Origin of the sequence: Paraniabella hibiscisoli (genome assembly GCF_022512515.1) — a bacterium.
Taxonomy (GTDB): domain Bacteria; phylum Bacteroidota; class Bacteroidia; order Chitinophagales; family Chitinophagaceae; genus Niabella; species Niabella hibiscisoli.
Window position 1 is genome coordinate 696,131 of the sequence record NZ_JAKWBK010000003.1, and the last position, 25,500, is coordinate 721,630.

30 protein-coding genes, 1 tRNA gene and 3 pseudogenes are annotated in these 25,500 nt (G+C 43.0%); 2 read left to right on the forward strand and 32 right to left on the reverse strand.

Annotation, left to right across the window (positions count from 1 at the left end; translation table 11 throughout):
• Nucleotides 1-652: 652 nt before the first annotated feature.
• The 23 genes and pseudogenes from MKP07_RS35255 to MKP07_RS35365 all read right to left on the reverse strand — a co-directional run bounded on the left by MKP07_RS35255 (nucleotide 653) and on the right by MKP07_RS35365 (nucleotide 16,403).
• On the reverse strand, nucleotides 653-1,171 hold the full coding sequence (locus MKP07_RS35255) for a hypothetical protein (RefSeq protein ID WP_240852697.1): 519 nt from the start codon (nucleotides 1,169-1,171) through the stop codon (nucleotides 653-655).
• A gap of 167 nt (nucleotides 1,172-1,338) precedes the next feature.
• Nucleotides 1,339-1,782 (reverse strand): DUF7933 domain-containing protein, encoded by a 444-nt coding sequence (locus MKP07_RS35260; protein ID WP_240852698.1) that lies wholly within the window; start codon nucleotides 1,780-1,782, stop codon nucleotides 1,339-1,341.
• A gap of 14 nt (nucleotides 1,783-1,796) precedes the next feature.
• Nucleotides 1,797-2,651: a hypothetical protein gene (locus MKP07_RS35265; RefSeq protein WP_240852699.1), complete on the reverse strand. Its 855-nt coding sequence runs from the start codon at nucleotides 2,649-2,651 to the stop codon at nucleotides 1,797-1,799.
• Between the two features lie 802 nt (nucleotides 2,652-3,453).
• Complete coding sequence (locus MKP07_RS35270; protein ID WP_394803750.1) at nucleotides 3,454-4,011, reverse strand: zinc-dependent metalloprotease; 558 nt, start codon at nucleotides 4,009-4,011, stop codon at nucleotides 3,454-3,456.
• A complete protein-coding gene (locus tag MKP07_RS41760) occupies nucleotides 4,008-4,919 on the reverse strand; it encodes a zinc-dependent metalloprotease (RefSeq protein WP_317236213.1) in 912 nt (303 codons plus the stop codon). Before MKP07_RS41760 ends, MKP07_RS35270 begins: the two co-directional genes overlap by 4 nt.
• Nucleotides 4,902-5,692, reverse strand: a pseudogene (locus MKP07_RS35280) (DUF5117 domain-containing protein); the annotation flags it as partial. The gene MKP07_RS41760 and the pseudogene MKP07_RS35280, both read right to left, overlap by 18 nt.
• A 92-nt stretch (nucleotides 5,693-5,784) precedes the next feature.
• Nucleotides 5,785-6,315 (reverse strand): hypothetical protein, encoded by a 531-nt coding sequence (locus MKP07_RS35285; protein WP_240852701.1) that lies wholly within the window; start codon nucleotides 6,313-6,315, stop codon nucleotides 5,785-5,787.
• A 29-nt stretch (nucleotides 6,316-6,344) separates the two neighbouring features.
• Nucleotides 6,345-6,914: a hypothetical protein gene (locus MKP07_RS35290; RefSeq protein WP_240852702.1), complete on the reverse strand. Its 570-nt coding sequence runs from the start codon at nucleotides 6,912-6,914 to the stop codon at nucleotides 6,345-6,347.
• Nucleotides 6,800-7,276 (reverse strand): hypothetical protein, encoded by a 477-nt coding sequence (locus tag MKP07_RS35295; RefSeq protein WP_240852703.1) that lies wholly within the window; start codon nucleotides 7,274-7,276, stop codon nucleotides 6,800-6,802. The genes MKP07_RS35290 and MKP07_RS35295 overlap by 115 nt, the downstream gene beginning before the upstream one ends.
• Nucleotides 7,277-7,311: 35 nt before the next feature.
• Nucleotides 7,312-7,926, reverse strand: a complete 615-nt coding sequence (locus tag MKP07_RS35300; protein ID WP_240852704.1) for a RagB/SusD family nutrient uptake outer membrane protein — start codon at nucleotides 7,924-7,926, stop codon at nucleotides 7,312-7,314.
• Nucleotides 7,927-7,934: 8 nt separating this feature from the next.
• Nucleotides 7,935-8,207: a hypothetical protein gene (locus MKP07_RS35305; protein ID WP_240852705.1), complete on the reverse strand. Its 273-nt coding sequence runs from the start codon at nucleotides 8,205-8,207 to the stop codon at nucleotides 7,935-7,937.
• The gene (locus MKP07_RS35310; RefSeq protein ID WP_240852706.1) at nucleotides 8,141-8,917 is read right to left on the reverse strand and encodes a RagB/SusD family nutrient uptake outer membrane protein; all 777 of its coding nucleotides are present in this window, start codon (nucleotides 8,915-8,917) and stop codon (nucleotides 8,141-8,143) included. The genes MKP07_RS35305 and MKP07_RS35310 overlap by 67 nt, the downstream gene beginning before the upstream one ends.
• A gap of 11 nt (nucleotides 8,918-8,928) precedes the next feature.
• On the reverse strand, nucleotides 8,929-9,177 hold the full coding sequence (locus MKP07_RS35315; protein WP_240852707.1) for a hypothetical protein: 249 nt from the start codon (nucleotides 9,175-9,177) through the stop codon (nucleotides 8,929-8,931).
• A gap of 107 nt (nucleotides 9,178-9,284) precedes the next feature.
• Nucleotides 9,285-9,503, reverse strand: coding sequence for a hypothetical protein (locus tag MKP07_RS35320; protein WP_240852708.1), 219 nt, complete (start codon nucleotides 9,501-9,503; stop codon nucleotides 9,285-9,287).
• Nucleotides 9,500-10,312, reverse strand: a pseudogene (locus tag MKP07_RS35325) (SusC/RagA family TonB-linked outer membrane protein); the annotation flags it as partial. The gene MKP07_RS35320 and the pseudogene MKP07_RS35325, both read right to left, overlap by 4 nt.
• A gap of 48 nt (nucleotides 10,313-10,360) precedes the next feature.
• Nucleotides 10,361-12,472 (reverse strand): SusC/RagA family TonB-linked outer membrane protein, encoded by a 2,112-nt coding sequence (locus MKP07_RS35330; protein ID WP_240852709.1) that lies wholly within the window; start codon nucleotides 12,470-12,472, stop codon nucleotides 10,361-10,363.
• A 197-nt stretch (nucleotides 12,473-12,669) separates the two neighbouring features.
• Nucleotides 12,670-13,275 (reverse strand): FecR family protein, encoded by a 606-nt coding sequence (locus MKP07_RS35335; protein ID WP_240852781.1) that lies wholly within the window; start codon nucleotides 13,273-13,275, stop codon nucleotides 12,670-12,672.
• A gap of 2 nt (nucleotides 13,276-13,277) precedes the next feature.
• Nucleotides 13,278-13,838, reverse strand: coding sequence for a hypothetical protein (locus MKP07_RS35340; protein ID WP_240852710.1), 561 nt, complete (start codon nucleotides 13,836-13,838; stop codon nucleotides 13,278-13,280).
• 12 nt (nucleotides 13,839-13,850) lie between these two features.
• A complete protein-coding gene (locus tag MKP07_RS35345; protein ID WP_240852711.1) occupies nucleotides 13,851-14,486 on the reverse strand; it encodes an RNA polymerase sigma factor in 636 nt (211 codons plus the stop codon).
• Nucleotides 14,487-14,748: 262 nt separating this feature from the next.
• Nucleotides 14,749-15,033 carry a hypothetical protein gene (locus tag MKP07_RS35350; RefSeq protein WP_240852712.1) on the reverse strand — a complete coding sequence of 95 codons (285 nt, stop codon included), beginning with the start codon at nucleotides 15,031-15,033 and terminating at the stop codon, nucleotides 14,749-14,751.
• Between the two features lie 250 nt (nucleotides 15,034-15,283).
• On the reverse strand, nucleotides 15,284-15,694 hold the full coding sequence (locus tag MKP07_RS35355; protein ID WP_240852713.1) for a hypothetical protein: 411 nt from the start codon (nucleotides 15,692-15,694) through the stop codon (nucleotides 15,284-15,286).
• Nucleotides 15,695-15,987: 293 nt separating this feature from the next.
• Nucleotides 15,988-16,251: a hypothetical protein gene (locus MKP07_RS35360; protein ID WP_240852714.1), complete on the reverse strand. Its 264-nt coding sequence runs from the start codon at nucleotides 16,249-16,251 to the stop codon at nucleotides 15,988-15,990.
• Nucleotides 16,236-16,403 (reverse strand): helix-turn-helix domain-containing protein, encoded by a 168-nt coding sequence (locus tag MKP07_RS35365; RefSeq protein WP_240852715.1) that lies wholly within the window; start codon nucleotides 16,401-16,403, stop codon nucleotides 16,236-16,238. Before MKP07_RS35365 ends, MKP07_RS35360 begins: the two co-directional genes overlap by 16 nt.
• A gap of 365 nt (nucleotides 16,404-16,768) precedes the next feature.
• Between MKP07_RS35365 and MKP07_RS35370 the strand changes: the two genes are divergently transcribed.
• Nucleotides 16,769-17,179: a secondary thiamine-phosphate synthase enzyme YjbQ gene (locus tag MKP07_RS35370; protein WP_240852716.1), complete on the forward strand. Its 411-nt coding sequence runs from the start codon at nucleotides 16,769-16,771 to the stop codon at nucleotides 17,177-17,179.
• Between the two features lie 92 nt (nucleotides 17,180-17,271).
• On the opposite strand, the gene MKP07_RS35375 is transcribed toward MKP07_RS35370, so the two are convergent.
• From MKP07_RS35375 to MKP07_RS35385, 3 genes and pseudogenes are all read right to left on the reverse strand, one after another.
• Complete coding sequence (locus tag MKP07_RS35375) at nucleotides 17,272-18,330, reverse strand: NAD(P)H-dependent flavin oxidoreductase (protein WP_240852717.1); 1,059 nt, start codon at nucleotides 18,328-18,330, stop codon at nucleotides 17,272-17,274.
• Nucleotides 18,331-18,608: 278 nt separating this feature from the next.
• The gene (locus MKP07_RS35380) at nucleotides 18,609-19,823 is read right to left on the reverse strand and encodes a glycoside hydrolase family 97 catalytic domain-containing protein (RefSeq protein WP_394803764.1); all 1,215 of its coding nucleotides are present in this window, start codon (nucleotides 19,821-19,823) and stop codon (nucleotides 18,609-18,611) included.
• A pseudogene (locus tag MKP07_RS35385) lies at nucleotides 19,818-20,449 on the reverse strand (glycoside hydrolase family 97 N-terminal domain-containing protein); the annotation flags it as partial. The gene MKP07_RS35380 and the pseudogene MKP07_RS35385, both read right to left, overlap by 6 nt.
• Nucleotides 20,450-21,175: 726 nt before the next feature.
• Here MKP07_RS35385 and MKP07_RS35390 point away from each other — a divergent pair.
• Nucleotides 21,176-21,249: transfer RNA gene (locus tag MKP07_RS35390), tRNA-Arg, on the forward strand.
• Between the two features lie 120 nt (nucleotides 21,250-21,369).
• On the opposite strand, the gene MKP07_RS43380 is transcribed toward MKP07_RS35390, so the two are convergent.
• From MKP07_RS43380 to MKP07_RS35415, 6 genes are all read right to left on the reverse strand, one after another.
• Nucleotides 21,370-21,807, reverse strand: a complete 438-nt coding sequence (locus tag MKP07_RS43380) for a beta/alpha barrel domain-containing protein (protein WP_394803751.1) — start codon at nucleotides 21,805-21,807, stop codon at nucleotides 21,370-21,372.
• An 8-nt stretch (nucleotides 21,808-21,815) separates the two neighbouring features.
• Nucleotides 21,816-22,172 (reverse strand): orotidine 5'-phosphate decarboxylase / HUMPS family protein, encoded by a 357-nt coding sequence (locus MKP07_RS43385; protein ID WP_394803752.1) that lies wholly within the window; start codon nucleotides 22,170-22,172, stop codon nucleotides 21,816-21,818.
• 137 nt (nucleotides 22,173-22,309) lie between these two features.
• Nucleotides 22,310-23,737: an L-serine ammonia-lyase gene (locus MKP07_RS35400; RefSeq protein WP_240852719.1), complete on the reverse strand. Its 1,428-nt coding sequence runs from the start codon at nucleotides 23,735-23,737 to the stop codon at nucleotides 22,310-22,312.
• 186 nt (nucleotides 23,738-23,923) lie between these two features.
• Complete coding sequence (locus MKP07_RS35405) at nucleotides 23,924-24,412, reverse strand: FKBP-type peptidyl-prolyl cis-trans isomerase (protein WP_240852720.1); 489 nt, start codon at nucleotides 24,410-24,412, stop codon at nucleotides 23,924-23,926.
• A gap of 21 nt (nucleotides 24,413-24,433) precedes the next feature.
• Nucleotides 24,434-24,946 carry a hypothetical protein gene (locus MKP07_RS35410; RefSeq protein ID WP_240852721.1) on the reverse strand — a complete coding sequence of 171 codons (513 nt, stop codon included), beginning with the start codon at nucleotides 24,944-24,946 and terminating at the stop codon, nucleotides 24,434-24,436.
• 79 nt (nucleotides 24,947-25,025) lie between these two features.
• The gene (locus MKP07_RS35415; RefSeq protein WP_240852722.1) at nucleotides 25,026-25,334 is read right to left on the reverse strand and encodes a hypothetical protein; all 309 of its coding nucleotides are present in this window, start codon (nucleotides 25,332-25,334) and stop codon (nucleotides 25,026-25,028) included.
• Nucleotides 25,335-25,500 lie beyond the last annotated feature (166 nt).

The window sequence follows — 25,500 nt, forward strand, 5'->3', positions numbered from 1 at the left end:
TGCAGCAGTTCAGACCTGCTTACTTTAAAACCGATTGATGTCAACTATCGTAAAAATGCCCCGGTAAACAGGTGCAGCATTGCATATCAAAAGGATAGCCTCGAAATAATTCATAGGAAACAGCAATAACCATTCAAAACCAGTTCCCATACATTCATCTCATTGTTATAATATTTTTATGCATATAAGTATGCATCAGTCTTCATAATTATTCAACAGCCTTTTAGGTTCCTATACCGTCAACCTACTTAAATCGGGGGTACCGCTTAGCTAAACTGGTGTTCCTGTTCGTACGGAAAAAGTATATTTTATCAGCCTTGCTTATTCAAATCCACCTCCACTGCCTGGCAGCTGACGGCAATCCGATTGCAGTCAAACAAAAAACGATCACCCCGGCAGCCAAAGTCCGGAGTGTCGTTATGCTTCCCAACTAACAAAACTGTTATACCGTTTGCAGGCTCTTTCACCTTCGAAAAAAAGGAGCCGGTAACCCTGGTTTGGAAAAACCCGGAAACCAGGCTCCTACCTTCTAAACAAAAATTTATTGCCAGCACTAACTATTTCACTTCAAAATCATGCGCATCATATTACGGTTAATGGGTGGGTCAAAATCACCTGCCATTAGGGTAGCAAGAATAGGTAGTCCTGATATTTACTTCCTATTCACCAAAACTACTTTAGAATATTTCTTTGTGCCATCTTTATCTACCTGTGCTATACGTACGAACAACTTGCCGTCATTGCCGATAACTTCTTTGTCGTTTTTGCTGCAGGCTACAATACCGGCGGCTATTCCTGCAACGGTTAGAAGTGTGAATACGTATTTTTTCCGGCGGTTAAATCCTAAGCCTGCACCTCCCAGTAACATAAAGGCTATAGCTCCGGACCATGCGGCTACCGAATGCAGATCACCGGTAAAAGTATAGGTTAGGGGTTCGTCGGAGTTGCCATTAACCGCCCTGGTTTTCACCTCCCCTATTTTAGTAAACTGCTTACCATCTGCAGATATTTCTATTTCAAAATGGCTATTGTCGGTTTCGCTAAAGGTTGCCCAGTTTACAGACAATGAATGATTCAATATAGTCGCTTCAACTACAGAAAAGTTTACAGGCAGCGGCGCCGTAACCAATAAACACACATTGCTTACGCCATTGGCCAGGTTATCGCTCAAAGCAGTGATATTACTGCTATTATTGGTAAAAGCAGCAGGGTTGCTGCCGCAATTTGCATTGGTTTGCCCTGGTACATTGGTAATATTTACAGTAATGGTAGCTGTTTGTCCTGCATTTAGGGAAAAGCCAGACAGGTCAACAGACGAACCACCAGGTATAGCCGTAACTATACCCCCGAACCACCAGTGATTATAGCATTAGGTATTGCAGCAACTCTCAATCCAGAAGGCAAAAGATCGTTAAAAGAAATGCCCGATTGATTAACAGCGCCGGGTGCCGTATTGTCTATCGTAAAAGTATAAGTGGCAATGCCTCCATCTGTAATACTGGCGGGAGACACGCTTTTAGTAAGTAACGCGACACCCAAATCTACAGATATAAAATAGGAGCCGCTGACTAAAACATCGGAGCCATTGGAAGTTTGCTGCAACCGCACGTCAAGGGGTGTAGCGCTGGGCGGTAAAACGCCGGTTGCGTTAAATACATCCGCATCAAAATCCCATGCTTCTGCCGGCCCGTAGATATGAGCAACGCTAATAGGATTCCGGGTGTTTACATTGCCATTTATAGCAGGGCCACCATCGGCAGATACATTATTTTGCGCAGCCATTGCAATGCTGCTGTTCAATGCATTATTGAGAACCCCGTCATCGGGTCTGCCAGGTTAGTAAGTGTCCCGGTTACCTGCCCAAACTTAATCAGGTCGGTATAATCATAAGTACTATTTGAACAATCCACTCTATCACCGTACGTGCCGGTTACACCAACTACTGCTTTTACAGTACCTGAGGCAGGTACTCTTATTCCGCTTACATCTGTATTAACGGTGCTACCAGAAACAAAATACTGCCAGTTGTCCGCAACCGTTATACTCCTGCGATTAGAAGCAGCATTACGATATACAATAATAATCGACCACCCTCCCATCGGGCCCCAGTTATCACTATTTACAAACGGTACCGGATCAGCTAGAAAATACCTGCCGGCTACCCCGCCAGATGCTGTACTTACATAGCCGTTTACAGGCATCAAAGCTGTAATATCAAATAAGGATTGCTCAAAATAATAGCCGGATGCACCATCCGCAGAACGATTGATTAGGAATGATGGACTGCCGGGCGTTAGGGTTTGATAGGAGGATGCTCCCGGCACCTTCAACTTTACGCTTGTTAAAGGTTGAGGACTATAATATCCACCTCTTTCAATTGAGAGGTATGCTTTCTCTATGGTAGAACCCGCAGGCAGAATAAGGTCTGCAGAACTGGAATTGTCAGTTGTAGGGTCTACATCCACATCCGCTAAAATAGCAATGGGAAAGCAATCTGCACTTGTAGTATACATCCATGAGTTGCCGATTAACGTAGCGCCACCCCGTATTTGCTCCTGGTATCGGACGATTGTTTGTGCCTGAACTTGCACACTGTTAACAGCAACTGCAATTAGCAGCAACATAAACGCTGTACTAAATTTTCTCATCATATCTTGGTTTAAGTAAAATATTTAACTGTTATTATTTGATTGAAATTTTGACTTATTAAGCTGCTGCATTTTGTTTTCAAATAAGGTCAATATAGTGCCCCCATATCGTAAATAGTAAGTTGTTGATTGAAACAAGGTGGAGCCCATTGCCTGAAAAGACCTGGATCTCACCTTTCTTATCTTCTAAAAAATTTAAATAATATTTCGAGTGAGCCATAATATTAAAAAGAAAGCATATAACATCCTATACTTACTATTTATTTTCAGTTATTTACCTAATGCTCTATCCCCGCCAAAGAATGCCTATATCACTACTTGCCATTACTTAACAGGTAACGGCAAACAGCCAGTCATCAGTTGTCTTTTTTAATTCATTTTTCCCGGTCCTACTACCAGTATTGGCATTTTCTGAAATAAAATAGATTGAACCCGTAAATTGTTATTGACCATGCTTAAAAGGGTTTACAATACACTGTGCCCTTTTTTAATAAAACTCCCAAATGAAATTTATATTTTTTTAAACACAAATAGGAGAAGACAAGACTGTCTCCTCCGTTGTTTTACATAAGAGAAAAATTCGTGTTATATAGTACTACCTGAATATTTCACTGACCTTACCCTTTCGGATCCAAAGCCATTCTTATGCGACTTTCCATATCTTTCAGGTGCGACAGCGTTATCGCGTCGGTTGTTTTGTTTATTGCTGATTGTAGCTCGCTTTTTAATAGTTCTGCATCTGCTCTTAAAATAGAAGCAGCGTCTATATTGCTGTAGTTAGGATCTTTTAAGGATAAGTATTCGATTACTGATCCCAGATAGGCTTTTGCATACTGCGCTCATACATATCCAGCTTTACCCGGCTACCGCCCAGTGATTTCCATATTTGCCCGTGCAGCTTTTGTACCAGGCCTTCTACAGGTAAAGCATCATTACCAAATTGTGATACTCCTGCCTGCAGTGCCAGCAATGTACTTGAATCCAATAAAGTGTTGATCGTTTTTACCTGCAGATCATCCACAAAATTAGGACCTTTAGGTAGTACCACTTTGTTCAGTACGTTCTTGTCCAGTAGCCATTGCGGGGTAGTAAACAGCTGCTTATTAAAAAAGTCGAGGGCTTCTAATTGCTTTTCTTTTGGAACCGGGCTATAATAGGCTCCGCCTTCAGCTTCGCTGCGGCTAAAATAATTTACGCCCCCTATATTTTTCATAACATGCAGTACATAACGCATATACTGGTTTTTTACCTGTGCATACATATTGGCCAGGCCTTCATTCTGCTTATCGGCCTCATAGGTCCAGGCGGGCAGGTTAGGTAATACCCGCTGCAGGTTTTTAATGCCGTAGCTGGCAGCTTTCATCGCATTATCACCCAGGTCCTCCGTTTGGCATTGGGGGTCGAACCGCTGGCTTTCTCCATCACCAAACCAAAGGCGGGGTTGGCTTTAATACGTGGATCGATCCAGCTCTTCACTATTTTTTGATCTGCTTCCGCATCCGGCGCATTGATATACTTGTAGCCCCATTCAATAGCCCATTTATCGTATTCGCCTATGCGCGGAAACAATAATTCCTGCGGAATCTGATCTTCGGGCTGCGCTACATAGTTAAAGCGCGCATAGTCCATTATACTCGCAGTATGTCCGTGTTTTTCCAGGTACTTTTTGTCTCTCAGGCTTTCCACCGGTGTGCGGCTGCTGCTGCCGAAATTATGCCTTAAGCCAAGGGTGTGCCCCACTTCATGACTGGATACAAAACGGATCAGCTCGCCCATCAGCCGGTCATCGAATTTAGGTTTACGCGCAGCAGGATCTGTAGCTCCGGCCTGTACCATGTACCAGTTGTGTAACAGTTCCATTACATTGTGGTACCAGCCTATATGGGTTTGAATGATCTCACCGCTGCGGGGGTCATGCACATTAGGGCCATAAGCATTAGCCACCTCCGAAGGCAGGTAATTGATAAATGAATACCGCGCATCTTCCATAAACATGGAGGTATCATTCTCCGGCCATTCTTTCCCGATAATCGCATTTTTAAAACCCGCCTGCTCAAAAGCCTTTTGCCAATCGTTTACTCCCGCAATAAGGTAAGGACGCCATTGTTTGGGAGTGGCCGGGTCTATATAGATGACGATAGGTTTAGCCGGCTCCACCAGTTCACCCCTTTTCCATTTCTCTCTATCCTGCTGTTTGGGCTCCAGTCTCCAGCGCACTATAAAATTACGTCGCTCGGTTTTTTGCTGGTCATCGCCAAATTCGTATAACATATCAGCAAAATAGCCCACGCGCTGGTCGAAAAACGGCGCTGCATAGGCTTTTCAGGCAAAGCTATAAAGGAGGTATTGGTTTCAAAAGTAGCCGGTGTACCTGCAGGTAATAAAGGAGACCTGGAATCGACCGTTTTACTGATCGCAATTTCAACATTAATGGGGTAAGCCCTGATTGACTCAATCATAAAGTCTTTCATTGCAGTAACCGTAGTATTTTTGCTTAGATCGGTGTTCGGGTCTACACTATTCATAAAGTTTTTTTCTTTCAGGAATCTCGAAACATCGATCACCGCTGAATTTTGTCCATAGGCTTTAATGGGAAATATGGCAACTACAGGACTATTGCTTGATTTCTGAACCGCCTTGTAAATAGCGCTGCCGGGATCCGCATCATTGATCACCAGGTCGTAGCGGATACGAATGGAAGAGTCTTTACCCCGCTCAAAGAAAATAGTTTTCCCGTCTACCTGTTCACCTGCATACATACCATGCCCGGCAGGGGCTTTGGTGAGCCGGTTGATCACCATAACATCCTGTCCCAAAAGAGCGTCCGGTATTTCGAAATAAACGGTATCCTTAAACTGGTGCACGCTGAAAAGTCCCTTTTTGGAAGTATATTCTTTTCTCACCACATCCTTATAAGGCTTTATAGCCGATGGAGGTAAAATAACCGGAGGTTTGGTTGTATCCTTTTGTTGCGAAGGAGCCCCGAGGCTTATTTGTAGTTGCGCTGCTACACCCGTAGCCCATGCTAAAGCTACAAGTAACATCGCAAGAGACAGCAGGTATGGAATATTTTTTTCATGTATCAATTATTAGATTTTGATAAGTTATTTGTTGCCGAAAATTTCACGGTTACTTACTATTTTAATTGCCGGATGGTGATGCCGGGCGTTTCATTTAATAAACTCAAAAAGGATCTTGCCCTTGCCGTTGATGCCTGGTTCCAGCGAAAGATGACGGGTATATCAAATGCACCGGCTTTTGCCAGGCTATAGCCCACTTCCTGGACAGACTGCCCCGGAGCATTGCGCATATCTATAACCACGCCTTTATGCTGTTGCAGCGCCCAGCTGCTCAATACGGCCAAGGCTGCAGGTTTATATTCCTGTACCAGCGACAGTATTGCCGCGTCATACTCTGAATAAGGCAATGAAAACACCAACATGTTAACCGGCCGGCCTTCCAGGGTAACCGATTCCTGCCAATTGGGTAAACTCAGCAGATCCTGCTGCGTCATTTTTGTTTTAAAGTAATAGCCAGACTCAAAATTTCCTGCGCTCAAATAACCCGGCAGTTTTTTCCTGGGAGTAGTGGAAGGAGCACATGCGGTAAGTGTTAGCACAAAAAGCCCCACAATGCCTGCAGCAGGCATTATTTTTCTTTGCGACATAGTAATTGAATTAAAATTTAGAATTGAATTTACCGACTGCCATTCCCTATCCTTTGCAGGTCGATATTATAGTTTGTTTTATAGAAATTAGTAACAAAATTATACTTCCTGCGAATAGCGCCGCTTACATCTTTTACCGGCGATAGTATCCCTTTGAAAGTTGCATCGGTTACTGTAATACCTGTACCATCGGTAAGATAAGCATATGAATTTTGTACAATAGTTTTCAAAAAACTTTCCCAATCCAAAGCCGCACCTGGAATATAATAAGGGAATACCCCTACATAGCCTCTCTTATAATACTCCGCCTGCGTATAAGCAGCGAAAGCGGTAGTATAGTCCGACAATGCGTCAAAGCCTGCGGGGCGTAAAATTTTACCTCTTAATGTGGCTAATCTTAAAAAAGCATAATTTACATTTCCCCTGAAAATAGCCGCAGAATCTGCAGCACCTTTGATATTATTGATACGACTACTACCCCAGTTTACCGGGAAATTTCCATATACATAACCACCATTACCAGATCCGGTAAGATAACAATCCTGCTGAGCCGTATACTGTGGAGTAGTGCCATTTGTTGTGATGCTACTACAAAGCAACACCCTGGTTGGAAGGTATTTCCGTAAAGTAGAATCGGCATAGTACCTGAAAAAGTAGTATCCAGCAAATCCAGCTGTTGATGAATATAAAGCGGATCAGCAGGCTTTAACTTGTAGCTCGTGTCCCAGGTTCGTATGGACCAGTAGGCATCCTTATCAGAAAATTTATAAAGCAGGAAGCAGCCATACTTGTCGTAATAGCCTGCAATCCGCTGGTCATAATCATTATTACTCTGTGGCCATTCAAAACCAATTTCCGGCCCGTCTGTAGGAGTAAGCGCTTCCTCCTTTTTAGCACAGGAAGCTACCAGGATCATCCATACTGCTACAAAAAAACACCTGTTATATATAATTTGTTTCATTGAAATATGCTGTTTGATGTTTAATAAATATCCTTCTACGGATTTTGCGAAAGCTGGGCATTCCTGCTAAGTACCACCTCAGGAATGGGTAGTGTATACCGGTTATCCCCTTTTGCAAGGGTAAAGGTCTGGCTCGATGCAGGTGCTTCCGAATAGGTATGGGTGAGCTGTGGCATACCATACCTGCGCAGATCAAACCAACGGTGCTCGCCATCAAAAGGAAACTCTCTTCTTCTTTCATTTTTATAAAAAGTCAACAGTTCGTTGCCATCCGTAATAGCTATGGGTATGTATATTTTGCGAGAGTCATATCTATTGGCCCTCAGGGTATTGATATCACTCAATGCTGCCTGCCTCAAAGCGGCATTGCCCGATGCCAGGTATTGATGTATATTGGCTTCAGCCCGGTTCAGGTACACCTCTGCGGTACGAATACCGGCACCACCAACCCCGTCGCTGCCACCCAAAAACTTATAATCGAACGTAAAAGTGGCAAAGTCTAGAAAAGCCTGTATGTTTATATATATCCTGGATCTAAGGTCACCCAGGTACACACTGGTATCTGCCTGAGGAGCTTTATCATATAAAGAAAGCAACTCGTTAGATGCGGCGTAGGGAGGATGGAGCGTAGTGCTGTAACCAGGATACATACTAGTTTTTAACATTCATCTCCGCCGGATCTGCCCGTTCCTGTTCCGGAAGGCCGGTACAACCATAATACTTCTTTACTGGAGTTGGTACCATAAATACGATTATCATTCGCCCTGTCTGTGGTGGCAAAACCATTATTGTAGCGATAATACCCCGCAACTGCACCACCTCCCTTAAAATTGTTCAGGTTGGTCAGTTCCGGTTTTGCTGTAATTACTTTATCGGCATAAGTGATGACATCATCCCATTTTTCCTGGTAGAGGTACACCCGGGAAAGCAAGGCATGGGCTGCAGCGGCGTAAATTTATATACATTTACCGGTTGCGGATTGTTCTCCATCAGCGCAGCTCCCTCCTTCAGATCTGTTTCGATCTGGCGGTACACTTCCGCTACAGAATTACGGGCAAAAAGGGCATCATTTACTGACATAGTAAGTTTTAACGGCACGCCGGGAGACTGTTCCGGATCAATACCTTCGGCATTATAGGGCTTACCAAATAAGTTTACCAGCATCAGGTAATAATAGGCCCTCATACAAAGCGCTTCTCCCTTAAGATAATTTCTTGTAGCCGCACTACCCTGTACTTTACCCGTATATTCGATTACCGTATTGCATCCTGCAATCTTCTGGTACAAAGTAGCCCACACATTTACAGCACCTGTAGCTGCAAGTCCGGTAGGTAATACTAATTCTTCAAACATATTTTTGGACCAGGAAAAAGCACTCTTGCCTTTCACTGTAACTGCCAGATATTCAGTCTGGTTCTGGCCGCCATTACATTGTACATCATCGGTAAGTAAGGACAATACCGGCAAAAATGTGTTGTTGTAGGGATAGGCTTCTCCTGCCATAAGCGCAATAAGGTCTTCTACAGAGGAAGGCCTTACCTCATCCTGGCTTTGTTCCTCTAAAAACTTGCTACAGCCGGTCATTAATAGTAAGCAAACCAACATTACAGCAGGAAACATCCTATATGTAACTCTTCTCATATTATGGTATTTTAAAACGCAACTGCGATATTAAATGAATGGGTTTTGGATAAGGGTTGACTGCCCGATGCAACTTCCGGATCTACCCCCTTAAAGTCTTTACTTGCAAATACGTGTACATTGCCCATGGTATAGGATAGCGTGGCTGTTTTTGCAGAAAGCCTTTTGGCAATAGGCTCCGGCAATGTATAACTCAACGTGATATTATTGATACGCAGGTAAGATGCATTGACTACCCTTGCTGTACTGTAGTTGTACAAAGTATAAGGCGATGCCGTACCTGACTGCGATAGGGTTCCATATCTATTATTGCCGGAAGGGATATTAACAAAAGGTACTCCATACCAGGGCAGGCCGGGAATATCCGTTACATCCCCGGCTGACGCCAGCGTCTTACCAGGTCTGCTGATAGATTATTATATTCATTAGGTGTAGTATTGTTCATATCCGAACCATACAGTGGTGCCAGTATTTTATGTGCGCCCACTGACAGGTAAGCATTAGTTGTAAACGTAAATGTTTTATAGCGCAGCGAGTTATTAAAACCTCCGGTAAAATCAGGATTGAGCTTGCCTGCATATTTCATGAATGCGGTAGCATCATATAGGCATTAGGATTTTCTGCCGTCGTAGGAATATTAAATGTGGGTGCTCCCGTACGGGCATCAGGTCCTGTATAATCAAATACCCAGAAAGAAGAAACAGGATACCCCTGCACATAATAGGCACCGGAACGGGCTACATCCCAGGTAGGATTTTGTTGTAACCTGCTCGTAAGTTTATTAAAATTTTTGCCGGAATTCACTCCCAAAGACCATGTAAAATTTTCGGTCTTTACGGGCGCCAGATTAATGGCGATATCAATACCGGAATTATAGAGTGTGCCCCCATTCATAGGCATTTGTAATACACCATTTTCATAGGGAACGTCCATCATCACTATCAGGTCTTTGCTCCGCTTATTGTAATAATCTACCACCAGGCCAATCTTGCCTCTGAACAGGCTCATATCAAGCCCCAAATTCACCGTCTGGGTTTTTTCCCAGCGCAGGTTGGCATAAGGCAACGACTTTGTTCTTAATAAAGCCTCTCCTGTTAAAACACTCACCGCATTACTTCCTTCAGGAATATAAGCAATCAGGTCCGGGCCATACCCTTCCGCCACATTTCCCTGGAAACCATAAGAAGCCCTGATACTTAAATCATTCATCCAGCCTGTTTTGGTAAAAAAGGCTTCATTGGCAACGTTCCATCTTCCTCCTAATGACCAGATAGGCTTAAACCGGGTTCTGGCATCCTGCCCAAACCTGTTGGATGCATCACCGCGAAGGGAAGCGCTTAAGGAATACCTGTTACTATAGCTATAGGTACCTGACGCAAAATAGGAAAAATAGTTGGCCTTCCTGTCGGTTAGGTATTTACAAAATGGGTACTATAAAGACCATTAGGTGTTGCATTTACCCCCCGCCATCAAGAATCGTAACCGGCGGCAGACTGATTGTTTTCCCCGGTCCGGCAAGTATCCATACACCGTTTGCGCATTGCCATTATACTGGTTACTTCTCAACTCTGTACCTATAAGGCCATTTACCGTATGTTTGTTTTTAATACTCCTTACAAAATTGAGACTGTTGCGCCAGGTATAGTTAAAATTACGCTCACCTGAAGAAGACAGCATACCGCCTATTGGCAAGCGGGATTTTTTGTATTCCAGTTCGCTCGGTAAATAAGCGCCATAATTATACCCCCTTATCATGGCGATATTATACGACCGTTCAGAAGCATACGCCTCACTGTTAACGTTTGAAAAATTAGCGCCGAAAACTGATTCAAATGAAAAACCTTTTCCTAACCGGTACTTTACATTAATATTGCTATTCAGGCTGGTTTTGTAGTTATCATTCCCTGTATTATTCAGTTCATTAATAATATTGTATTGAAGCAGTCCCCGACTGTAATAGCTTAAATCCCCATCTGGTTCATACGCCCGCAATACCCTTGTGGTTGCAGCGGCATAGCTATAGGGATCTACACTATAAAAACCGTTGGTGATGGTGTACTCGCCGGCTACTCTGGCCGAAAACGTAAGCCGGCTGTTGATAATCGAACTAAAATTTATACTTCCCTGGTACCCCTCCTGGCCATTGCCTTTTGCCTGACCCCGTTGCGATCTGTAACCAAAAGAACCATAATAGGTATTGCTATTGCCACCACCACTTACACTAATATTGTGCGACATATTAAACGGCCGTTGCATTAAGATGTCAAACCAATCCGTATTATTAACTTCCAGTTGCTTTACGCCTGTTTCAAAAGCAGTGTAATTGATTTTATCTTCCAACAACTGCTGTAACAAGCCCTGGTAACCCACGCGGTCCAATAAATTTCCGGAGAGCAACCCACGCTGATAAATTTCCCGCGATACATCTACCCGCTCCTTTGAATTCATTAGGTTCATTTTATCGTATGACAGCTTGCTTTCTGTAGAAAATCCGCCACTGTAATTGATGGTAGGCGCCCTGCCTTCCTTACCTTTTTTGGTGGTGATTAAAATAACCCCGTTTGCAGCTTTTACACCATAAATAGCAGTAGAAGCGGCATCTTTCAATACCGTTACTTCATCTATATCATAAGGATTGAGCCAGGAAATACTACTACCTATAAAATTTCTTAACTGTTGGGAATTAGATGGTTCCTGATTAAACTGATTCAACTCCTTAGCCTGAAAGGGCAAGGGGTCTTCCTGGATAATACCATCTACCACCCAAACAGGCTCCTGGTTACCAAACAGTGTAGATACGCCACGCACCCTTACCGTTTGACGGGTACCAATAAGGCCGGAAGTATTGGCTACTTCTACTCCTGCCAATTTACCCTGCAGCATCTGCTCGATAGTAGTTGTACCATTTATCACCAGGTCTTCGGCTTTAACTTTGGCCACCGAACCGGTCATATTACTTTTTCGGATAGACTGGTAACCTGTAGCTACAAACTCATCCATATTCACTTCCAGCGGTGCCATTTCAATATAAATGCCACTGGTAGCTGATACTTTATACTGCGATTGCTTAAACCCTACATAAGTAAATACCAACACATCGCCCGCCTTTGCCTCAATACTGAAAACACCCTTTTCGGAGGTTACGGTTCCTTTACGGGTATTAAGGTTAAATATGGATACATTGGCCAGCGCCTCCCCTTCGGTAGAGACCACCCTACCTGTTACATTCTGATAGATAATGATCAGGCCCGGAACAGGCATATCAGGAACAACAGCTGCAATTACCTTCTTTTTAAGTATAACCGTATTGCCCTGTATGCTAAAATCAACGGTGGTGCCTCTCAGTGCCAGCTTCAACACTTCTGCTACGGATGTATTTTTCACCGATACGGTTACCCGGCCCACCCTGTTCAGCAGGTCCTGTTCAGCAACAATGGTATAGCCGGTTTGCGCCTGTATATCCCGGAGCACCCGTGTTATCCTCACATTACTGGCCGACAAGGTAACCGTTTGACCGCTGGAACGGGCCGCTACCTGCAGGCATAATAACAACATAAAAAAGTCGTTAGTTTCATTATTCTCATTATTGGGCGGGGTAGCCGTAAATAATTACGGCGCCAGCCTTTAAAAAAGCAGCTGATTGCATAAATTCGCAATGGTTTTTAGGTTTACAATAAAGGTTTGGTCACTTTTATACTGTGTTCCTGAATGCTTTGACTCCTGTTCTCAGCAGGGGTCTTTTTTTACAGTAATTATTTTACAATTAGTTTTTTCCCATCTATATTAAACAATATATCATTCGTTTTTAAAGATTTCAGGGCCTCGCTTAAAGGTACATTCCGGTTCATGATCATAAAGAACCGCTTGTTTTTTACCGATTGCTTACCCTCGTAAATAATGTCGATATCGTACCAAAGTGAAAATTCATTGAGTATGGTTTCCAATGTTGCATTTTCAAAATAGAATTTGCCATTTTTCCAGGCCATCACGGCATCCACATCCACATCATACTCCACGGCTATTGTTCCTGTGCCTAAAAGCGCCTGCTGCCCCGGAGAAAGTGACCTGGCTTTGTCTGCCCGAAGCTGACTGTTCTCCAGAGGCCATACTTTTACCTTTCCTTCCAGCAGGGTGGCTTTCACAACCGCTTGTTCAGGATAGGCCGTTACATTGAAATGCGTACCGAGTACTTCTATCATACCTTTATCGGCTACAGCAACCCTGAAGGGCTTGGCATTTTTGGCTACTTCAAAATAAGCCTCTCCGGTTAAGCTCACTTTCCGTTCCCCGCCTTTAAACGCTACCGGGTAATTAAGAGACGACCTGGCGTTTAACCAAACCCGGGTTCCATCAGACAGGGTTAGCTGATAATAGCCTCCCCGGGGGTTGACATGGTATTGTACAGCATTTTGTCGGAAGCCCCCTCATAAGCCAGATGCCCGTTTTTCAAAGAAATATTCACCTGGTCCTGGCTGGCAAGGTGTTGATTGGCACCGGCGCTATCCAGCAAGATGGTAGAGCCATCTGCCAATTGTAAAACCGCTTTATTGGAGCCGGGTTGTACATCGGCTACCGGCACCCGTTCTTGCCCGCTCTGGTTCATGTATACATATACCGACGAAAAGATAAGCGCTACAAGTGCAGCTGCTACCGCTATTCTCTTACTGTTCTTAATGATAGTATATAGTATCGACCGGCGGTGTTGTATTTGCTCGCTGATCTTTTGCCTCATATCGTTTCGTAAGGTATCCTTCTGCTCAACGGTTAAGGTATCTGTCACATTTTGATTACGGTCAAAATAGTGATAATACCTGTCTAAAAAAGCGCTTTCCTTTTCTGTAGCTTTTCCATACAGGTATCTTTGAATGATGAACCTGAGCTCATTTTGCAATATTTTACCTTGGGGCTTATTGATGGGCACTATAAGTTTGTTTTATAGTATGTATTGATTTTCACAAAAACTCCAAAAAAAGAAAAATAACGGGCGCTGTCCTATCAGGACAATGGCACCTGAGCCTGTAAAAAAAATGTAAACAGGGCGTAATTTCTCGTGAAGGCTATTGGTGGCGAGCCCCAGCTGATTTTGAACTGTTTTCTGCGAAATATGAAGGAGTTCTGAAATTTCCTTGGTTGATAAATTATCCCGGAAATGCAGGATAAAGATCTGTTTTCGTTTTTCGGGAAGGCTGTTTAGCCAGGCTTCTGCCAACTCGGCCAGCTCCTTTTCAATGACCTGGCTATCGGCCCCCACTGCAGTAATAGCCATAGTTTCAAACACTTCGAAAAAAGGAGTGTCGACCGGCTTTTTGGCAAGCAGCTTATACACTTTGTATTGTACCGCACTATTGATATAGGCCGGAAGGTTTTTTACATCGAGCTTGCTACGCCTTACCCATAGATCTGTAAATATGTCCTGTACAGCATCCTTGCTTAGCTGCTCATCTTTTAAGCGTTTGTAAGCGGTATTATACCCCAGCTCCCAGTAGCGGTTCCATATCTCCTCGAAAGCGGAGTGATCTCCTTCAGAAAGGAGTTGCAGAAGGTCCCTGTCGTTATATGAAGATATCAATGACAATAAGTTTCGGTAGTTACAACAAAACTAACACTTTATGCTGCATAAAAAACTTCCTTTTATAATTAAAATCCAAAATTATCTTGTACTCGTCGATTCTCTATATACATCCTTCATGATTATCTATCCAACCGGCTTTCTTCTTTGAACAGGTTTTTGAGCTGAAGGGTGATCACCCGCCGCACCGGCCGCACAAACCATTTTACCCACTTTCCTTCGGAGGCCATGGCTTCCATATTTTCCAGTACAGAAACTATTTCTATAATATATCATCAGGTATAGCATGCCATCGCCAAAAAAACCAGGCAAACTGACGGCCAAAGCCGTCGTGAGAAGCATATACAATATTAAGAATAACAATACTTACTATCATACAGCCGCCGTACTGCGATAGTTTTATAATAGATTTTCTAAATCCACGCGAGGTTCGTCGTAATCCTTTAAGGGAGGCCCTGATTACTCCAAAGACTAAATCGAGTAAGTAAACTATTAGCAACCCTATCAGCAAACTGCCGCTGGGTAAGTATTGTATGAGGTTGTTCATGGGTTTTCTTTTTAGGGACTGAATAATGAGTGACGCCTGGTCAGTTATGAGTGATAAAAAGTTGGGGGAGTTGATGTAGGAAATGCGTCCTGTTCATCATGGCCTCAAAAGGGAAATGCGTTAACCTAAGGCTATTTTGTATAACCAACAACAGAGTGGATCTCGCTGAGATTTCTCCGCCCTTCATTTCGTTACGGGCGTTGAAGGAAGAAGGAGCAACCCCGGCCGGTTTGCTCCTTCCTGTACCTCCCTACAATTCGGCCTTGCGTGCTTCTACAGCCTGTATAAACTCGGCTGCTTTATCCACGCTGTAGTCTAAAAGATCCAGGTCAAATTCTTTGCCTGCATATTCCGGACGACCATAGTTACGCTCCCTGCGGTGCAATCGATGCAGGTTGTATTCTGCCGTAATCAACTTATCATCCAACTCTTCCCTTTCAGCCTCATTAGGACCGGAGGCCAGCCTTTCTTTGTAGTTGGCAATATCATTCTCCAGGTTGGCAATCTGGCCGGCGATAGCCTCGGAGGTTTCCCCGTAGGATTCTTTTTGTCCGGCAAGGTTTACCTGGCGCCTCACCAGCGCTTTTTGCTTCTTTACAAAATTGGCAATAGCAGCATCACATTCTGCTACCGTTGTAAATTTTTGAATTACTTCTAACATAATATTTGTTTTTATGAAGCGACCGGCAACTACAAAATATTGGCCATTAGCCCGCGGTTACTGTTTGGTTAACTTCTGCCCGCACCGGCGGCTTCGGTTAATAATAACTCAAACCTACACCGCACTACCCTCCTTTACACGCCACCGCTACCGGTTTCAGGAACATTTAACAGTGAACTTTTAGCGCAAGCCCCAGCGTGCGTTCAATGCCAACTGCTGCAATACCGTACAACTGTTGAGTTGGAAAACAAGGATCTGTTGTTGTCCGGCATCACAAGTTTTTAAGCGCTTCTTCAATTGTGTTTGCATCTTCTTAAGTACTGATTTGGGGAAAACACCGCATCAGGCTGCAGCATTAGATAGCGGACAAATAGTAGTTTTTCTTCCAGCTGAATTTTATCCTTATTCATCTTTTCCAGCAGCTGGCTATAGCGCAGCGCATCAGCGGAAGCCTTTTGTATACAGGATTCCAGCAGTGTCTTGAATTTCTTAAAGTCGGGTAACTCTTTACTCAGCAAAGTGCTGGCGGACGTTCTTTCCTTTAAAAAAGCGCCCAAAAATCTTTCAAAAGCTGCAGCCGTATTTCAACTGTTGCTGTTAACCGGCGCCGGCCACTTTCATACATGCCCACTGCGCTTTTTGAAATGTCTAAAAGATCTGCCAGCTCTTCCTGGCTCAGATTAATGGTTTGCCTGAAAACATTTTTCATAGTAGCTGTTTTGTAAGTAGGGTTATGCTTTGTGACCGGTTATCTGTGATCTGACCCTTCTGATCACAAAAACGGGCTCACCGTTTAAGATTTTATTGACGCGGCAATTTATTTCAACGCAGCAATGCTCATTCATAAATTTGTCTTAGTAAAATCATAAAATGACACTAAAAGCTGCCACTTCTACAAATCTTTTTATGACGACCGCTATTGCAACCATCCCAGCCATTCAGGATAATGTTAAAAGGAATATTCTTATTAACAAATTTCATGTAGCAGCATTCTTCCTATAATAAATCCTCTCTTATCTCACGCGGCAACAACTGTATTAAAATAACTACATTTGACACAAACTCTTCATCTAAATGGCGCGGCAAATAGCATTTAGCTTACCCGAATTTTCGTATGGATTTCATATTGTTACTGACCTTGTACTGGGTCAATTAGGAGCCTTGCCTGCAACAGGCATGGTACACTTGTTTATAAAGCATACATCCGCCGGGCTTACTATTAATGAAAATGCAGACCCCACGGTATTAAAAGACTTCAAAACCTTCTTTGCTGACTGGATCCCGGAGCGCTATGCAAAATTTGTGCACACCGATGAAGGTCCTGACGATATGCCCGCCCATATTAAGGCTTCAGTAGTCGGGCATGCAGTTACCATTCCCATCACCAATCATCAATTAAACCTGGGCATCTGGCAGGGTATTTACTTATGCGAATTCAGGTATCATGGCGGCAGACGAAAGCTCGTAGCAACCATCATTGATTAAAAGATTTGACAATTCTTTGCCCTTAACTCTTTAAGAAAATCAAGCATGGACAACCAACCTTATGGATAGTACAAGCGCATTGAATTGATTTTTTATTTACCGAGCGATGTATAATCTGCAGTCAGGTTTCCGAACACCTCCTTTGTATACAAGCTGCCGGTCTCACTTGTAGACTGTCCTGCCCATAAACTGGTGTATTCACTATCATCATTTTGCTGAGCCAACTTCCGCATGGCGGTTGTTAAACTATTCTGCAAAGGATATGGTGGTATCGTTATACCTGCCTGCTCAATATCCTGCATCAACTCATTCCGCAAGCCCCTGGCCCATCGCCCTGACAAAGCCCTGGTGAGAACCGTGTTTATATCCCCGGCCTCTTGTAGTTTGGTTTTATAAGAAGGTATGGCCAGGCTTTCATGAGTACCGATAAAAGCAGTACCTACCTGTATGCCATCAGCTCCCAGGTCAAAAGCAGCTTTGATAGTGGATGCGTTATTAATACCTCCTGCAGCAATACATGGAAGATCTACATATTTTCGAACCTGGGGCAATAAAGCAAATAACCCCACCTGAGGTAGTGGCTTATCTTTAATAAATGATCCACGATGTCCTCCGGCTTCAATTCCTTGTACGGAGATCATATCGATACCCTGCTTTTGTAAATACAAAGCCTCTTCTACACAGGTAGCCGTCCCTATTAAAATACATCCATTTTGTTGCAGCCTGTGAATGCTGTTGCTATCCAGGCAGCCAAAAGTGAAGCTAACGATATCGATATTTTCCTCCACTAAAATATCGATCTGATCCAAATGATTGTAAAACTTAAAACCTGTTAATTCTTCTATATCCAAATGATATCCTCTTTTCTCTGCAAGCTTTAGAATTAGTTGGCGCATAGGTTCTAATTCATTCTCTGTATAATTAGGAATATCGTGCGCAAATAGGTTTACAGCAAAAGGTTTATTAGTAAGACTTTTTGTTTGACGAATTAATTGCCGCGTAGTTTCGGGTGATAAGCCTCCCACCGGCAAAGAACCCAATCCACCTTCAATAGACACCGTAGCTGCCATCTCAGGTGTGGATACGCCTAGCATGGGCGCTTGTATGATGGGAAAAGCTATTGTTAAAATATCGGTTAAAGTTTTGCGCACACATTTTTATTAAAGCGTGAATCTGCAATTTACCCAATATTATCGCATACCTAGTAGAATAAAAAATCGCACTCCTGTAACGCAAAGTTTAATGGGTGTGGCCTGGATTGCGTTCGCTCCAATGATCTCCCAGCCTTACGGAAGGATGCTCTGATCATGCTGCCATAAACGCAAAAGAGTTGGGATATTTTGTATGGCAGTAAAAGAAATCCTCCGGTGTTCGCATTTACAGTATTTTACTTAAGTTTAAATTATGCTTTAAACAACCGCCCGTTAATTTATTTCTGTTTTTTGAGGTGCATTACCTGACCACCCCCAGACGCTAATTTCAGGGTGAGCACATCCTTGGGACTTACGGTTTTGGTTTGCTTAATCAGATGATTAGGATGCTCATCTACATCATGCGCATCAGTATACCACTCCAGCGTATAAGTTCCTTCAGGTAAAAAATCTAAAGCCATATTTACGCTCCTTGCTTCTGTGTTATTTATTGTTCCTACATACCAGTCTGTATTTTTACGTCTCGCTACTGTTATATATTTCTCCAGTTCTCCATTTGGAACCACTGTCTCATCCCATGTTGTCGGAACTTTTTGTAAAAACTCAAAGCCGGGCTGTCCCTCGTATGCTTCCGGGTAATCGGCCACCATCTGCAAATAACTCTCGAAAACTACATACATGCCTAACATATGGCTCCGGGTTCCAATCATTAACGGCCTGGTGTACTGCGTTTTAAAATTTTTTGCCGGTGTTGCTCTAAATCCTCCCAAATGATAGTCTGTTGCTCCCGCCAAAAGACGAGTAAAAGCAACATCCAGGTCATGATTAGGACTTAATCCTTCTTTCAACCACTTGTTATTCTCATAATTCAGCGCACCTTCCCGGGTGAACTCATTGGGATAGGTGCGATGTAGCCCTGTGGATTTATATGCACCGTGAAATTGAATAAACAATTGATGTTCGGCAGCTTTCTTTAAAATTTCTTCCTGTATATTGACCATTTCCTGATCGTCCCGCTCCAGAAAATCAACCATCATACCCTTAATGCCCCATTTCTGAAATTGAGAGAAGGCCTTCTCCAAATTGGGGTAAATGGCTTTCCAATGTACCCAAACATGAATATCAACGCCTTTTTTCTGAGCATAATTGCATATTTCCTGCATATTCAGGCTTGGTACAGGTTTAGTAACATCCGTGTTGGCCCCTACAGTACCATAACCAGTTGCATCACTTTGATACCACGCAAAACCACCATAGCCGATTACCGAATGATAGTCCAATCCATTTCTTGCGCAGAAATCAATATAATATTTGTTGGTTTCAAAATTGGCTCCCGGAGCAAAAGTTGTATCTGGGATAATATCACCATTCCACCAATGAAATGAAGTTTTACCGGGCTTTAACCAAGACCAGTCTTTTGTTTGAGGAGGATCACTTAGATTCGTTAGTATGTTGGATTCAATCAAAGTCCCTATACGATCACTTATCATCATCACTCTCCATGGTGTGTGGTGAGGAAGACTGGCTTTCACTTTTATTTCTGTTTGGCCCTGTAGGGGAGATAATTGACTTGTTAGTATACCATTATTCTTCATAAGGTACATTCGGCATAATTTCTCAGATTCGCTTCGGTAATTGCCATATATACTTTTTCGGGAAACTCAAATAAAGCCGGGAGGTCCATAAGCTCGCCCGTTTTAAGTTCACTTAATTTACTTTTTTGATAAAGCCCCTCATGTGTATTATTATAATTAGCCCAATGGAGCGCACGAACTATGGGATCGCCGTAGACATTAAAAGTACTGCTTTCATTAGTTAATGTATAAGATGCCCAATTCTCCTGTTCTGGAAACTCATAGCGAAAAGCAAGCCCGTCATTAAATGCCCGAACTACGAAGTTGATTCGTCTTTTCCTTCCTTCCTTTTCTATCAGTGGGATACATACTTCCTTATACTGATTTCTTGCTGTTTTTACTTTTCCAACGACTAAATCATAATACTCATCCACCTCTTTAAATCCGGGCTTGAGTAATTGAAGCGAGCTGCCAAAACTATCTTCTCCGCTGAAACCGAGACCTAGTTCCGAGTCGCCAATTATGGTTTTTCCCTTATAAATTATTTTATAGACCGGTGCTTTTTTGTGAGCTTAAATGAGAATTGGATCTTTCCATCGAAAGAGGTTAACTGAAGATGGTTCTGTGCCGAAACGGGTAAAGTGACCGTCAACAAAATCAACAAAGGCAGCTTTCGAAAGATATTCATAGTTTTAAAATAGTTTAACCTTAATTGTTTATTTACAATCCCGATAATGATCAAATCAATGTTCTTGACTTTTACCCGATCTTTTCCAACAAGCATTGAATCTGTATAATAGGGATCAGTCTCCAACATATTAACAAGAGGCCAAGACTTTTAGATCTATTAAATTTGCTTAATCGTTTAAGTAGGCTTAAAGCTACGTTTTATTTTTATTTTCCAACTTAAATTACCGGTGGCTTTTGCAGACAAGTCGGAGATTACACTTCTTTCGTTTTAATTTTCGGAAGTAAGGCTAACGTAGCCCCTGCTTAATGAAGATGAATTCAAAATATAGATTGTGTACATCAACGACGCTGTTTATAATCCAGGTCGCATACCTGCTAATCAGCTACAGACTCATTAAGAGATAATAAGCTCACAGTTTTTTAGCCCTTAATTTCTTAGTTTTTTACTTTCATCACAGCAATAATTCCCTCAACAATAGAATTGGAAGAGATTTTCAGGCAAAGTAGCTGTGGGAGTTGTTTTCGATGAGAATAGTTTTTATATATTCATAATTTAGCCTACATTTGCCGTCCAAAATATTGGTCCGGTAGCTCAGCTGGATAGAGCAACTGCCTTCTAAGCAGTAGGTCATTGGTTCGAATCCAATCCGGATCACTTAAAATTCAGGCACTTACAGTAAAGTAGGTGCTTTTTTATTTGTTAGTTATTTGCCGCATTCCGAACACTTTGGAAAGGTTTAAATACTGCTGACTGCTGCGGCGATGCATGGTCTTATTATCCTAAATATTTCGCCATTTCTTCCTGGTAGCCCAATGCCTTATTACGGGCAGCTTCAGCAAAATCGGCCCCACCCGAAGCAAAAATGATATCACGGCTTACGTTTACCAGCAACCCGCAGTCACTGTTCATAGCTTTCTCCGATATGTCTTTTAAGCTGCCGCCCTGTGCTCCAACCCCGGGAACCAGCAAAAAATGCCCGGGAATGATCTGGCGAATAGCCGTAAAAGAATCCGCCTGAGTGGCGCCTACCACGAACATAATATTTTCGTCAGAACCCCATTGCGAGACTGTTTTTAGTACTTTTTCATATAATAATCCCTCACCGCAAGGCTGAAGTTCAAAATCTGCAGCACCTTTATTGGAGGTCAATCCCAGCACAATGGCCCATTTACCATCATACTTCAAAAAGGGCTGTACGCTATCGCTACCCATGTAAGGCGCTACTGTAACCGAATCAAATGGTAAAGCCGAGAAAAAGCTTTGGCATATTGGTCGGAAGTGTTACCGATATCTCCCCTTTTCGCATCTGCAATTTTAAAGTGCCCGTTGCCGATATATTCAACCGTATCCTGCATGGTTTGCCAGCCAGCCACGCCCTGCGCTTCATAAAAAGCTGTATTAATCTTATAGGACACACACAGATCGCGGGTGGCATCAATAATAGCTTTATTAAACTCCAATACGCCGTCCGGCTTACCCTTCAGGTGTTCCGGTATTTTGGTAATATCCGTATCCAAACCCACGCAGAGGTAAGATCTTCTGTCTTTAATTAATTGTACCAGTTCTGCCCTTGTCATCTTTATTATAATGCTTTATTTTTTTATCCAGCCCTTTAAGATTCAACCTTTTCAACTAGTCAACTAATCAACTTGTCAACTACTTAACCAACCAGTCAACCTATCAACTAATCAACCAGTCAACTAACCCACCAACCTTAACATTCCGGCAAACTTAAGGGAACATTTACAGCTAAACCACCATCGGCCGTTTCTTTATATTTAAAATTCATGTCCTGTGCCGTATCCCACATCGTTTTAATCACTTCATCCAGCGATACCCGGGCAAAATCAGGCGTGCTTTGCAAAGCCAGCTGACAGGCCGTAATAGCTTTTATGGCCCCCATTGTATTACGCTCAATACAGGGCACCTGCACTAATCCGCCAATGGGGTCACAGGTCATGCCCAGGTGATGCTCCATGGCTATTTCAGCCGCCATCAGGGCCTGCTTCTGTGTGCCCCCCAGCGCCTCAGTTAATGCGGCGGCAGCCATAGACGACGATACGCCGATCTCTGCCTGGCAACCACCCATAGCGGCCGAAATAGTCGATTCTTTCTTGAAAATGCTGCCAATCTCGGAGGCTGCCATCAGGAAATCTATGATCTTGGCTTCATCATCACCCCCGCAAAAGACGGTGTAATAATGCAGTACAGCGGGTATAACTCCGGAAGAGCCATTGGTGGGAGCTGTTACTACTCTTCCAAAAGAAGCATTTTCTTCGTTTACCGCCAAGGCAAAACAACTTACCCAGTCCAGTATATACTTGAAGCTATTCCCTCCTTTTTGTATGGCAGCTATCCATTCATCATAATTGCTGTAAACGACGTCTCCAATCAGCTTTTTATTTAGCCCGGCAGCCCTGCGATGTACATTTAATCCACCCGGCAAAATTCCGGTTGTATGACAACCCCGGTATACACAGTCCTTCATTACCTGCCATATTTTTAGGATGCCAGCCTTTACCTCGTCTTCTTTCCGCCAGGCCTGCTCATTTTCATAAACAATTTCATGAATAGACAATCCTGTTTTAATACACCACCTCAGCAAATCATCTGCATCATCAATGGGAAAAGGCAGGCTAACGGAGGTATCCGCAATAACTTCTTCACCTTCTTTCTTTACAAATCCGCCACCGATGGAATAATAAGTTTCGGCTACATTTTGCCCGTTCGCTAAAGTGGCGAGAAAAGTTACCCCGTTAGAGTGATAAGGCAGGGTTTCGGTATATAGAAATTCTATATCAGCCGCAGGGTTAAAACGCACGCTTTGTTTCCCTGCCAGCAATATTTGCTGCTCCCGGGCTATGCTTTGAACGGTAGGTGTAATTTGCTCTACGTCAAAAGTAACCGGATCATACCCGCAAAGTCCCAATTGCACGGCTATATCAGTGCCATGCCCCACGCCTGTTTTAGCCAATGAGCCGTACAGGATCACTTTCACCCCTTCTACCTTTTCAAGGTTGCCGTTGGCCTCTAACTCGCCTACGAAGCGCTCGGCAGCGCGCCAGGGGCCCAGGGTATGGGAACTCGAAGGCCCCACCCCGATTTTCAACATATCAAATACTGAAATAGGCTCGTATAGCATTACAACATTTTAGAAGACAAAAATAAGGGGAACCAACGCTACCTACTGCATATTAATGGTACCAACTGTAAATATATGGCGACGGTATTGCCACGCTCGCTTATGCAGCAGTGCATATATCAGCCGGTGTAGCATCGAAAAAGCCCGACATCAATCGGGCTTTAATAAAATGTAGTTTACAAATTCTTAATTTACACTTACCAATTCTACGTAAAAGTAGAGTGGTTGATTGTTTAAAAATCCATAGGGACTTCCACATCCATACGCCAGTGACGATGGAATGATCAATTTAATTTTACCCCCAGCTTTTATTTTAGGTATACCAATCGTCCAACCAGCAATCACTTCGTTCAACCTGAATGACGCGCCTTGCGGACTTCTTACATACGAAGAATCAAACCCTTTGCCATCCATAAACCTGCCCACATATTTGGCAACAACGGAGCTGGTTGCTGTAGGTGTGGCTCCTGTACCCGGCTCGATAACCTGGTACAAGAGTCCGGTTGCATCTGTAGTGGTACTGATTGTACTGTCAGTTGCAAATTTAGTCATTGCCGGAAGTTCAGACTCTACTGTCTTGGGAGTGCAAGGTTTATAATCATCATCATTATTTTTTAAGCAACCCACTGCGGCGAAAGCGGTCACAATACCTAAAATAAAAACTATCTTCTTCATTTATTTACTAATTACTTTTTACTAATTACTCCTCTTAACTGTTACTAATTCAATATCAACTAATACCTGTGAATAAGCAGGAATCACTTTCCCATCCACTGTTTGTTGCTGACAACCAAAATATCCCAGGGCATTAGCTGAAGAAGGAAAAATCTGCCGTAAAATACCACCTTTTGCCGCATGAGTCATTAAGTAGTAAAAGGGCGAAGAGGTACTATTTTGAAAGTCAGAAAATCGGATAGGCAAACCGTTGCTATTAGTAAGGTTTTCAGTAAGAATTGCAACCACACCAGCGCTGTTAAATGTACTTATCGTACGCTTAAACTCCACGATAGAATCTGCTGCTGCAGTGCTACCTGAGCCTGGGTTTGCAATTCCCTGGTAATATCCTTCGGTCATATAAGTCAGGTAACCTATATCGTTTTGAGCAATAAAAGAATCGATTGATTGCCGGTCAGCTGTTAAAGAATTAGGTGTACACTGTGGAACATCGTCGCCCTTTTTCAGACAGGCGGTTAAACTTAAAGCCGTCACGATTGACAAAACCGGGATCCAAAATCTTTTTTCATTTTCCTTAGAGATTTAAATATTACTAAACGGGGAATATAGCTCTTTATTTCCTGTTCATGAGCTCTTTATAGCGGGTTTCGTTAATATCCCACTTGTGATAAGACGTGAACACACCTGCAAACGCAACAATAATTATTCCAGCTATTAACAAAATTATAAATAAAGAAGGGTCGGCATTGGCAATCATAGCGGCACGTTGATACCAACCACTCATAAAATTGGCAAGAATGGCAACCATCAAAATTAAGCCTGTGGGCAAACCCAGTAATATCTGCCTGAAAAGCCGTTTCTTTTTCTGCCGGTTGGCTGCCCAATATTTCATAAAAGTCTCTTCCTCCTGGGTGTACATCATTCAAAATTAAGCGGTTTATCTCATTTTGGGTAATACAATAAAATCGGCTATCTTGCGAACTCATCATAATCAATTGTTTGTGAAATGAGTTGCGAGGCTTTTCAATGCCGAAAGCTGCTCAAAATGGCAGATCGGTCAGCCATTAAAAACCGTCCGGCCAGAGTGA